The organism is Deltaproteobacteria bacterium (assembly GCA_026712905.1).
In the GTDB taxonomy this organism is placed as follows: Bacteria; Desulfobacterota; Binatia; order UBA9968; family JAJDTQ01; genus JAJDTQ01.
The window spans coordinates 1-11,735 of the sequence record JAPOPM010000024.1 but is presented as its reverse complement, the minus strand read 5'-3'; the positions used below and the strand labels follow the sequence as shown (position 1 = coordinate 11,735).

The 11,735-nt window shown below is 67.3% G+C and carries 7 protein-coding genes; 5 read left to right on the top strand and 2 right to left on the bottom strand.

The annotated features are described in order from the left end of the window. Positions 1–611 (top strand): hypothetical protein (locus tag OXF11_01845; protein MCY4485841.1); only part of this gene is annotated, 611 nt, incomplete at its 5' end. Between the two features lie 113 nt (positions 612–724). On the opposite strand, the gene OXF11_01840 is transcribed toward OXF11_01845, so the two are convergent. Next, positions 725–1,519, bottom strand: coding sequence for a 3'(2'),5'-bisphosphate nucleotidase CysQ (locus tag OXF11_01840; GenBank protein MCY4485840.1), 795 nt, complete (start codon positions 1,517–1,519; stop codon positions 725–727). A 94-nt stretch (positions 1,520–1,613) separates the two neighbouring features. Then, complete coding sequence (locus OXF11_01835; GenBank protein MCY4485839.1) at positions 1,614–2,372, bottom strand: N-acyl homoserine lactonase family protein; 759 nt, start codon at positions 2,370–2,372, stop codon at positions 1,614–1,616. 159 nt (positions 2,373–2,531) lie between these two features. On the opposite strand from OXF11_01835, the gene OXF11_01830 reads away from it, so the two are divergent. The 4 genes from OXF11_01830 to OXF11_01815 all read left to right on the top strand — a co-directional run. Next, on the top strand, positions 2,532–3,362 hold the full coding sequence (locus tag OXF11_01830; GenBank protein ID MCY4485838.1) for an inositol monophosphatase: 831 nt from the start codon (positions 2,532–2,534) through the stop codon (positions 3,360–3,362). 57 nt (positions 3,363–3,419) lie between these two features. After that, positions 3,420–3,971 carry a peptidylprolyl isomerase gene (locus OXF11_01825; protein MCY4485837.1) on the top strand — a complete coding sequence of 184 codons (552 nt, stop codon included), beginning with the start codon at positions 3,420–3,422 and terminating at the stop codon, positions 3,969–3,971. Positions 3,972–4,407: 436 nt separating this feature from the next. Beyond that, positions 4,408–8,013 (top strand): hypothetical protein, encoded by a 3,606-nt coding sequence (locus OXF11_01820; GenBank protein MCY4485836.1) that lies wholly within the window; start codon positions 4,408–4,410, stop codon positions 8,011–8,013. A 132-nt stretch (positions 8,014–8,145) separates the two neighbouring features. Then, on the top strand, positions 8,146–11,735 hold a 3,590-nt coding region (locus OXF11_01815; GenBank protein MCY4485835.1), incomplete at its 3' end, for a hypothetical protein.

Genomic DNA, 11,735 nt, shown 5'->3' with positions numbered 1-11,735 from the left:
TTGTGGGTGAGCGGCTGGCGTTGTACCGCTACGCGGAAGTGACGGGGGAGTGGGAGCGGTTGGAGAGCGAGGTGGAGGAGTCGGAAGGTCGGCGGTACGTGTGCGCGGAAGTGGAGGGGTTTTCGGTGTTCGCGGTGTTCGAGGAAATGGGTGTGGGCGTGATGACGGCGGACGTGAACGGCGACGGGGAGGTGAACGAGGACGACGCGTTGGTGATGTACTACGCGTACGCGTTGAGAGACCTGGTGGGCGACGGGGAAGGTGGCGGAGTGGCGCGGTTTCGGCGGACGCTCCTGGGGCCATGGTCGGGGAGCATCGACCCGAACGACGCGGAATTGCTGGCGATGGTGAGCCGGGCGAATGCGTGGCGCGAGGACGGAGTGGCCGCGGGCGGCGACGTGAACGGCGACGGGGAGGTGAACGAGGACGACGCGCTGGTGATGTACTACGCGTACGCGTTGAGAGACCTGGTGGGCGACGGGGAAGGTGGCGGAGTGGTGCGTTTTCGGCGGACGCTCCTGGGGCCACGGTCGGGAAGCATCAATCCGAGCGACGCGGAATTGCAGCAGATGGTGGGCAGGGCCAACGCGCTGAGAGAGGCCGCGCGATGACGAGCGATGGCGGGCACCACGTGTGGAAGACCCCGGGTCAAGCCGGGGTGACGCAACGCCGCCGAGGGCGAGAAAGCCCCGCGGATTCTTGTGCGAATCTGCTGGACACCCCACTAACGCCGTTGCTCGGCAACGAGCCGGTACACCTCGGGGTAGAGCGACGGGTTGGCGGCGATGACGCCGTTGCGTAGCGTGTCGGCCTGGTTGAACGAGAACGGCCGGCCGTCCAGGTCCGTCACCTTGGCGCCGGCTTCTTCCGCCAGCAGCACCCCGGCGCACACGTCCCATTCGTTTTTCGGCCGCAGGCTTACGATCAGGTCGCCGCGGCCCCCGGCGAACTCGGCGAGCTTGTGCGCGATGCTGCCGGTGGGCCTGATCTTCAGGATCCCCTCGAACCCTGCGAAAAGGCCCCGGCGCGTCTCGCTCCGGCTGGCCACCATGGTGGCGCCCTCCAGCTCGGCGCGGCTGGACACGTGCACCGGCTTTCCGTTGGCGAACGTGCCGAAGCCGCGGCGGCAATGGGTCATGCACCCGGTTGCGGGGTTGTACGCCACCGCCACCGCCGGCGCCGTGCCCTGCACCAGCGCCACGGAAACGGCGAATTCGTCGACCCCGCGGATGAACTCCATGGTCCCGTCCAGCGGGTCGACGATCCACACCCACTCCTGCCGCAGCCGCTCCGGGCCGTCGGCCGACTCCTCCGACAGCCAGCCGGTCTCGGGAAAGGCCCCCAGCAAAGCGTCGTGCAGCACCTGGTTGGCCTCGATGTCCGCGGTGGTGACCGGGGAGCCGCCCCTCTTGTGGCCGATGTCGTAGTTGGAGGCGTAGTAGAAGAGGAGCTTGTCCCCGGCCCGTTCCGCCGCCTCCCGCGCCGTTGTCAGTGCGCGATTCAGGTCCATGCCGGTCATGCGTTACCCTCGCCCGCACCGGCAAGGCTGCGGCCGCCACGCGCTTGTCCCTCGCCTCGGCGTCCGGCGTGTTCCACTCGTCGCGCCATCCTGCTCACACCACCCGGATCACCCGCTTGCCCTGCATGATCGCGGGGTCGTGGTTGGGAAACGACAGGTCCGGGCGCGACGCGGTCCGGAGCGCGCGGTCCAGTGCCAGCACCGAGTCGGGCAGGTTGAAGTACCAGCCCACCGGGATGCACTCGCGCAGGTTCCGGTAGGTGTAGGCGATATCGCCGCACAGCACGGCCTTGCCGGCGGCCGTGTCCACGGCAACCATCTGGGAGCCGGGCGTGTGTCCGCCGGCCTTCAGCAACTCCACTCCGGGGGCGATCTCATGATCTCCGTCCACCAGGGTGACGCGGCCGTCGTCCACCAGCCGCTGCAGCGCCGGGCGCACCTTGGGACGCACCAGGTTGTTGAGGTAGTCAAAGCGCATCATCGGGCCGGTCCAGAATTCGTACTCGTCGTTCTGAATGACGAAGTTCGCCTTGGGGAAGAAGTCGAATCCGGTGAAGTGGTCCACGTGGAAGTGCGTTACGATGACGGTGCCCACATCCTCCGGGCGCATCCCCAACTCGCCAAGCAGTTGCGCGGGCTCGCGGAACTGGTTCCCCTGGGCCCACTCCGCGGTGACGTAGTCCGGATGATAAGCAGTGTCCACCACCACCGGGCCGTCCGGGGTCTCGATGCACCAGATGATGTAGGGCACCGGCTCGTCGCGCTCCGCGTCGCTACGGATGCACGGCATGATGCCCGAGCGGCGCCAGTTTTCCGCGATGCCCACGGTCATGGCATGGATCGCATGCTTCATAGGGAACCTCCCCGTTGGTACGGTCACCCTAACAGCCTCGCTGCCGGCCGTCCACAGCGGTCCCCCGCTTCCCTCGTTTCACTGTCCCACGGCCAGCGTGTATACTCGATCGATGGGTTCTGGTCAGACTAGGCGGAGGTGCGCGAGGAGGAGCTCGCGGTGAGCGCGGCGCCGGCGCCGGCGGAGTTGCGCGAGATGCTGGCCGAGGCTCGCGACATCGTGCGCCGGACACGGGAGCTCATCGCGGCCGCGCGGGAGCGCGGCTTCACGCACGGGACCAAGAGCGACGGCACCTTTGTGACGGACGTGGACTTCGCCGTGGAGGAGAAGGCCCGCGCCCTGCTGACGGCGCGCTTTCCCGGCCACCGCATTGTCGGCGAGGAATTGCCCGAAACCCGGGGCGGTTGCGCGCTCACCTGGGTCATCGATCCTATCGACGGCACCCGGAGCTTTCGCCACGGGGTGCCGCTCTACGGCACGCTGCTGGCGCTGCTGCACGGCGACGAGCCGATCCTCGGAATCATCGACCTGCCGGGCCTGGACCGCACCTATAGCGCCGGAAAGGGCCTGGGGGCGCGCTGCAACGGCCGCGCACTGGCGCTCGAGGACCTGGCGGACGGGGCCGACATGGACGGCGAGATCCTCGGCATCGGCGACCGCCAGCAGTTCGTCAACGCCGGCCGGGCCGGTGTGTTCGACGCGCTGATGCGGGCGCACCCCGCGGTGCGCACCTATACCGACTGCTTCGGCCACGCCCTCGCTCTCGAGGGCTCCGTGGGCGCCATGGTCGACTTCGACCTGCGCCTGTGGGATACCATGGCCAGCCAGGTTCTGATGGAGGAGGCAGGCGGTCGTTTCGTCTGCTTCCAGCGGGACGGCGTGGATTGGCGCGAACGCCGTTTCGACGTGATCCTGGGCAAGCCCAGGGTCGTGGAGTGGATACTCGATCGCGCCGGCGCCGAGCTTGGGGCTCCGGAGCCCCGGACTTGAGGAGGAAGGTTGGTGAGACGGTTTCCGTTAACTTTTCGGCATGCTGTGGCAGCTATTCTGGTGTGTCTGGGCGTTGTGGCGCTCGGTCCAACCGCGCAAGGAGGGGACAGACCCGTGGTAGTTTTTTCGACGACGATGGGCGACATTACCATTGAGCTCTTTTCCGAGGAAGCGCCGGTCACGGCGCAGAACTTCCTCGACTACGTCGATGCCGGGTACTTTGACGGCACGATCTTCCACCGGGTCATCCCGGGCTTCGTGATACAGGGCGGCGGCTTCACCGCGGACATGAACCAGAAACCGACCCGGGCCCCCATCAAGAACGAAGCGGACAACGGCGTCAAGAACGCCCGTGGCACCCTCTCCATGGCGCGCACCTCGGACATCAACAGCGCCACGTCCCAGTTCTTCATCAACCTGAAGGACAACGATTTCCTTGACCACGGCACCCGCGACTTCGGTTACGCGGTGTTCGGCCGCGTGGTAGAGGGAATGGACGTGGTCGACCGGATCGCCGGCGTCAAGACCGGCAACAAGGGACCCCACGGGGATGTCCCGATGGAACCCGTGGTCACCAGTACCGCCCGCCGCAAGCAGGCGGCGCAATAGGCCCGACGCTCCGCGCCGGGACCCTTCGGTTCCACACGCGCCATGAAGCGCGCCGCGAGCACCTTCTCCCTGCCGCCCGCGGCGCGTCGGCGCACTCCGATCCCCACGCACGACACCCTCGCTTGAACCTCGGCGACCCCTCTCCGCCGGCTCCTTCCCGTCCGTGACTTCGCCCTCGCCACCCGGCCGGCGGCTTGCGTACGCCGCCGGTGTTTCCGTATGGATATTGATGGATATTAGGGCAGATAAACTTGACTATAACTGGCAATTGTCCTAGTTTTGCGACACTTTTGTTATTGAATGGAAAAACGTCGCAAACTGTCTTGACTTGCTCAAGAACCGAGTGATGGTGCGCCTGCCCGCGGGGGCGCAATGCGGGATTCGTTTCCCGCGGGCCGACCTCGGCGGCGGCTACAACACCTGAAGGGATGCTTCAATGAAACGACGGATCTGGATGTTGACCCTGATGCTGGCATGCTTGGCGACGGTCTCCATGGCCTCGGTGCATGCCGCCACGTGGACCTTTGCCCCGGAGATCCGCCGCCTTGACGCAGCCGGCGCCGCGTTGCCCGAAGGCGAAGCCAAGGTAACGCGAGAGAGCTTGCGCGTGGGTCTGTACATGAACGTGACGACGGACGGCGTCGCACCAATCGACGACTCCGCCCTCGGGTTCGAAGGCCTCAGTGGGGCCATCCACTTCTCGAGTGACGACGCTGCGATCGCCGCAGCCATTGGCGGGATGATGGAGCACCTCAACAATGGCGACGGATGGACGACGAGCGGCCGGACGAACTTCGAGTTTAACCCCAGCTTCGACGCTGATGCAGGGCCGCCCAACCCCGGCTCCGGGACCGACGATTCCTGGCTCTTCCTTTGGCTCGACTTCGCCGGCACGGGCGACCGACGTGGTGCGTGGTGTGTTCCGTCCGGGGACGCCATGAGTTGTCGGATCTCCCTGGGCGTGCTCGAAGTGCCCCTGGGAGACCTGGCTGCCGACGCCGAAGGTACCCTCACCTTGAGTGTCGGCGGGATCTCTTCCGCGGCGGAGCCGATCTCGGTGGCTCCCATGCACAACCGCGCCACCGAGCGCGTCGCTGCCGGCAACTCCATCGCCTACACCATCTGCCCCGCGTCCGGCTGTCCCGTGGAGGTGACACCGGTGACCGCGACGTTCGCCACGGCGAGCCATGACGCGTCCGAGGGCGAGAGCATCCAGATAACCGTGAACCTCGACACGGAGCCGGGTCGAGAAGTCACGATCCCGATCCGGGCCGAGGGCGCGAGCGCGGACCTGTACCGACTGTCCGCCGAGTCCCTGACCTTCGGGCCGGAGCAGACCGGCCGGTCGTTGACGGTGACGGCCGCCGACGACGACGCGGACGCGAACCCCGAGTCCGTCGTCCTGACGTTGTCCTTCGGCGCGCTCCCGGACGGGGTAAGCGCGGGGGCTGACGGCACCGCCACGGTGACCCTCAACGACGACGACGATCCGCGGGTGACCGTCACCTTCGACCGGACCGACTACGCCGCCATGGAGGGAGGCGAGGCGTTCATGGTGACGGTGTCCCTGAGCGGCGCGCCGGAGCGCGAGTTGACCATCCCCATCACGGTGGAGGAGCGGGACGGAGCCTCGGCCGGGGACTACCTCGGCGTGCCGGCGTCGGTGACCTTCGGCCCGGACGAAATCGAGACGAGCTTCGCGGTCACCGCGGTGGAAGAGGACGACCGCGACCGCGGCGAGAGTCTGGTGCTAAGCTTCGGCGCGTTGCCGGAGGGAGTCACCGCGGGCGCCACGGCGAGCGCGACCGTGATGCTGCTCGACAACGACAGCGGCGAGGCCCTGGTGGTCATGCTGGGCACGCCGTCCGCCGCGTCGGTGGAAGAGGGCGGCGCGGTGTCGATTCCGGTGAGGGTGCATCCCGTGCCCGAAGCCGCGGTGCTGACCGTGGCCTACCGGCTCATTCCGGGCACGGCTTCGGCGGCGGACTACAGCGACGGCACCGGCGGCAGCGTCACTATCCGCGCGGGCCAGAGCTCGGGCACCATCCGGGTAACGGTGGCCGACGATAAGTTGGCGGAGCCGGACGAGACCTTCCGCGTGATGCTGATGGAAGTGGCGTCGAGCGACGACGCCAACGAGCCGGCGGAGTTGGGCCCGGAAGCCTCGCGCGCCGCCGACCTGACCATCACGGCGAGCGACCCGCTGATGGTGTCGCTGTCCGGGCCGGCACGGGTGAGCAAGGGCCGGACGGCCAACTACACCGTGAGCGTGGACGGCGGCGTCAGCACCGCGGACGTGACCGTCGCGCTGGCCGTGGGGATGGGTTCCACGGCGGACGCACGGGATTTCGACGACCTCCCCGAAGCCGTCACGGTGCCCGCGGGCCAAACCCGGGCGAGTTTCCAGGTCGACGTGCTCGACGACGGCAGTGGTGAAGGAGGACAGCTTCTGGTGGTGGAGATCGCCGGGGTGACGGGCGGCGGCGGTGAGGTTTCGGTCAACCCGGCGGCCCGTAGCGTGCGCACGACCATCGTCGAAGTGGACCTCGACGGGCGCGCCCGCGCCATGAAGTTCGGGCTGGCGGGCTTCGGGCGGGTGCTGGGGGACGACGTGGTGGACATGATCGGTGAGCGCGCGGAGGCGCGCGGTCGCGCCGGTTCCTTCGTGAACCTCGCCGGCCGTTCCGTCGATCCGGTGGACTCCGGCTACGGCGGCGAACCCGGCGTGATGGGCTGGGTCGGCGGCGCGGTGAAGTGGCTGGGCGTGGACTTCGACAACGCGACGGCACTGGCCCGTGACGTGCAGCGGGTGGCCACCTCCGAAGGTCACCGGGTCATCGAGCTGCCCGGCGAGCGGGAGCTGATGACCCGGAGCGCCTTCCAACTGGTTCTGAACCAGAACGACCGCGGCGCGTCCGGCAGGGGCGGCCAGTGGACGCTGTGGGGCCGGGGCGACATGGGCGGTTTCGACGGGCGCTTCGACGACGACTTCTCCATGGACGGCGAGGTGTTCGCGGCCCACCTGGGCGTCGACTACCGCTTGGCGCGCAGCCTGCTCGTGGGCGTGGCCGCGAGCAGCCGGCAAGGTACGGTGGAGTACGACGTTCTTGGTGTCGGGGCCGGCGACGTTGAAATGGACCTCAATAGCGTCCATCCCTATCTGAACTGGTCCCCCAGCCGGCTCCTCGACGTGTGGGGCACCATAGGCACGGGCCAGGGCGGGGCGTCGTTGGTCGACGACAGCGGCCCGGTCGAGACCGACCTCAAGATGTTCATGGCCGCGGCAGGAACGCGCGGCGAGCTGCTGTCCCTGCGTGGCGTCGACCTGGCCCTCAAGGCGGACGCCTTCCAGGTGCGCATCGATGCGGACGGCCGCGAGGACCTGCCGGAGACGGAGGCCGAGGCGTCACGGCTGCGGCTGGCCCTGGATGGCCGCACGAGCATGGCGCTGGGTGGCGGGGCGCGCCTGGCGGGCGGCGTCGAGGTCGGCGTGCGGGTGGACGACGGCGACGCCGAGACGGGGGTGGGCACCGAGCTGGGGGCGAGCGTGGGCTACACCCATCCCGGTGGGCTGAGCGTGGTGGCGCGGGGACGGTTTCTGCTCACCAACGGTGAGAACGAATTCGATCAGTGGGGGGCGAGCGTCGCGGTGACCCTCGATCCGGGCGCGGCCGGACGCGGCCTCCAGTTCAAGCTGGTGCCCACCTACGGCAAGGCGTCGAGCGGCATGGACGCGCTGTGGAACAACACCGGAGGGCCCGACGCGCTGCTGGGGAGCGACACGGAGAACGCCCTGTCGATGGCGGCGCGGGTCGGCTACGGCGTGGACCTGCCGGGTCTGCGCGGTGTGCTGACGCCGTTCGGCGAGATGGACCTGCATGCGGGAGACCCGCGCCGATTGCGTCTTGGCGCCGAGATCGGGCGCTGGCGGCTGGGCCGCTCGACGCTGGGCCTGGAACTCTATGGCGAGCGGAGGAGCCAGGCGGGCGGCGCGCGCCCGGTGGACCGCCGTGTCGTGATGAACGCCCGCTGGAACTTCTGAGGGGGTGACGTCGTGGCGTAACGGGAAGAAGCGGGGTCCGGGGGTCGATGCCCGTCGGCGGCGTTGCGGAGGGATAACTCGGTGGCAAGGGTAATTCGCGAAAGTGAGGGTCCGGAGGTCGCACGGGTGTGCGTGGCCGTGTTGCTGGCCTTGGCGGCGCTGCTGGTCTGGCCGGAGACCGGGTGGGCACAAAAGGAGAAGGTTGCCGGGCCGGTGGCGGCACCTCTCAACTCACCCGCGGAAGGCAGTGTGTTGATCAGCGGCAGCCCGAAGGTGGGCAATATCATGACGGCGAACGCATCCTCGGTGCGGGATCCTGACGGCATGAACCCACTCAACTACCAGTGGTACGCGGCTGCGAGTGAGGACGGCCCCGACGGGATAATCACGGGAGCGACCAGCCGGACTTACACCATATCGCAGGCGCAACTGGGCAAGCATCTGAGGGTGCAGGTGGCGTTTCTGGACAACGAGTTGAACTTCGAGGAGGTGTGGAGCGACCGAACGGTAGCCGTGCTCGCGCGCGGGGTGGCCAACCAGCGTCCCACAAGCCAGCACAACTTGAACATCCTCACGGCCGCGATGGCACAGACCTCGCGTAGCGACGTGCGGGTGGGGGACCACCTCTCCGTTGAGATTCTGACTGTCCACGATCCCGATGGCTTGGGTAATTTCGAGGCTGTGCGTGGCAGGGCGGACCACTATTCGTGGCTCGCGGACGACCTTCCCATCGCCGGAGCGCAGGGTACGAGCATTCAACTGACCGGTGCGCACGCCGGCAAGCGCATCAAGTCGCGATTCACCTTCACCGACAGCGATGGCGAACGAGAGTATGTCACGATCCCGGCAGGGAGTGGGCCGGTGCGGCACCGTGTCGCGGCCACCGGGGAGCCCGAGGTCACCGGGCACGCCCGCGTAGGCGATACCCTGACCGCGACGACGACGGGGATCGTCGAGCCGGACGGAATCGACGCGACGAGTCTCTCCTACGTGTGGTTGGCGGACGCAGCGGCGATTGCGGGTGCGACAAGCTCGACGTACACGCTCACGGCCAACGAACTGAACAAGCGCATCGGTGTGCGTGTGAGCTTCACCGATGGAGCGGGTGACAGCGAGGTGCTTGCGAGCCGGCAGGTTGGGCCGGTGCGCGCGGCGGGGACACAGAACCAACCGGCCACGGGAACGGTGACCGTCAGGGGGGCGTTGCGGCCGGCGGGTATACTGACCGCGGTGACGGATGGCGTGTCGGATGCCGACGGCCTGAGCCAGGTGCGGTTCAAGTTCCAGTGGCTGGCGGACAACACGGCGGTATCGGGAGCAACGGGCCGCACTCACACGCTGACGGAGTCGGATCTGGGAAAGCGCTTCAGCGTGCGGGTGAGCTTCGCGGACGACGGCGGCTCCGCCGAGACGATCACCAGCGCACCGACCGGACCGGTGATGCGGGGTTCGCCGCCCACCGGGCGGCCGGCGATCGGCGGTTTTGTCCAGGTGGGCCAGACGTTGAGGGCGATCACCGGGGAGATTGACGATCGCGACGGGCTGGACCGGATGACCTTCCTGTACCAGTGGCTAGCGGACGACGTGCCCATCGCGAACGCGATGAGTGCGACCTACACGCTGACGGCGGCGGAGCAGGGGAAGCGGATCACGCTGAGGGTAACGTTCACGGACGGGGCCGGCATAGTGGAAGCCCTGACGAGCGTGGCGAGGGGGCCCGTGCGTGAGGCGGGTGTGCAGAACCAGGCACCCACCGGGGTGCCGGCCATCTCGGGGACGGTCCGAGTGGGATATACGCTGAGGGCGGACACGACGGACATCGGGGACGCCGACGGATTCACCGATAGACAATTCTTGTATCAGTGGCTGGCGGACGGCTCGGTGCTGGAGGGGGAGACGGGCACGGCGTATCTGGTGAAGGCATCGGACGCGGGCCGTAGCCTGACGGTGCGGGTGGTTTTCACGGACGACCTGGGCACTGTGGAGACGCTGACGAGCGCGGCGACGGCGGCGGTACCCAACGACATGCCAAACGAGGGCGACGTTCGCATAAGCGGGGCGTTCCTGCTCTTCTTCCTGGATGGCGAATGGGGCTATGTGTGCGGCTATTCCGGCAGTCGATTCAGGCAGGAGGCAGAACTGGCGGCACAGGTCGCGTGTCGCCAGTTGGGGCGCGGGGGAGGGGGATACCGACCTCCAAATGCGGTTCCTCCTTCTGGCCTGGATCCGGCCATAGAGGAGCTGGACTGCTCGGGCACGGAGAACACCCTGTCCGAATGTTCGTATACGGCGTTGAATCGATGCGACGGCAGTGACGCCATCGGCGTCATCTGCACGGACGATACCGGGCCGGGACTCGACCGCTACGCAGTGATCACCGGCGACGTGCGGGTGGGCGAAGTCCTGACCGCTGATTTTACTGTCCCCGAGATCGACTATGGCTATGTGGTCCGCACTGACTACCAGTGGTTCGTGGACGATCTTGCGGTGGAGGGGGCGACGGCGCCGACTTACCCGATCAGGCGGAATGATCGGCACAAGGGGATCAGGGTTCGAGTCACGACCCACTTCAGGGACGGGTTTGACCCCAACCATCATGACTCGCTTACCACGGCGGCGGTGGCGGAGTCGGGCGTGGACTCGGTGGGATTTCCGGAGATCGATGGGCTGGCGGAGGTCGGCCGGACGTTGAAGGCGGACACGTCCGGGATATGGGATCCGGATGGCCCCACGGTGTTGGAGTTCGAGTATCAGTGGTTGGCGGATGGCACGGCGATATCGACGGCGACGGCGTCGACGTACACCGTGATGGCGGGAGACGTGGGGAAGAGCCTGACGGTGGAGGTCGAGTACACCGATGGCGCGCAGAACGAGATGACGCTGCGGAGCGCGGGGACGCCGGTGGTGGTGCCGGTGAGTCAGGAGCCGGTGGGCAGGCCGGAGATCGAGATCAGCCTTCTCGTGTACGTGGAGGGCAAGGATTACATCGAGGGCGGCAGATACGATGTCGTGGGCGAGACGTTGACGGTGGACACGACCAGGATATCGGATCCGGATGGGCCCGCGGTGTTGGAGTTCGAGTACCAGTGGCTGGCGGATGGAATCGCGATATCGACGGCAACGGTGTCCACCTATACGGTGCGGGAAGAAGACGCCGGAAAGTCGCTCGTGGTTGAAGTGAGCTACACGGACGCGAAGGGAAACCACACGACGCTGAGGTCGGCTGGGACGCTGCCGGTGGCGCCGTCGAATTTCCCCCCTTCGGGTAGTATCGAGATTCGAGGACGGGCGGAGGTCGGGCAGACGCTGACGGCGTATACGGGCGAGGTATTTGACAGGGATAGTCATACTGATTTCGGGTTTGCGTTGGACTTCACTTTCCAGTGGTTCGCGGCGGGGGAGGCGATATCGACGGCGACGGCATCGACGTACACGGTGATGTCCGGAGACGTGGGGAAGAGGCTGACGGTGGAGGGGCGATACACGGACGAGGAGGGGCATTCGAACACGGCGACAAGCAACGAAACGGCATTGGTGATCGAGGTAGAGAACCGGGCACCGGCGGGGTTACCTGTAATAGGGGGTACGGTGGCATTGGGGCAGAGGTTGACGGTGGACACGACGGGGATAACGGATGGGGACGGGCCGGAGGAGCTGGAATTCAGCTACCAGTGGTATTCGGGCGGGGTGGCGGTGTCGGGGCGGACGTTAGCGACGTACGT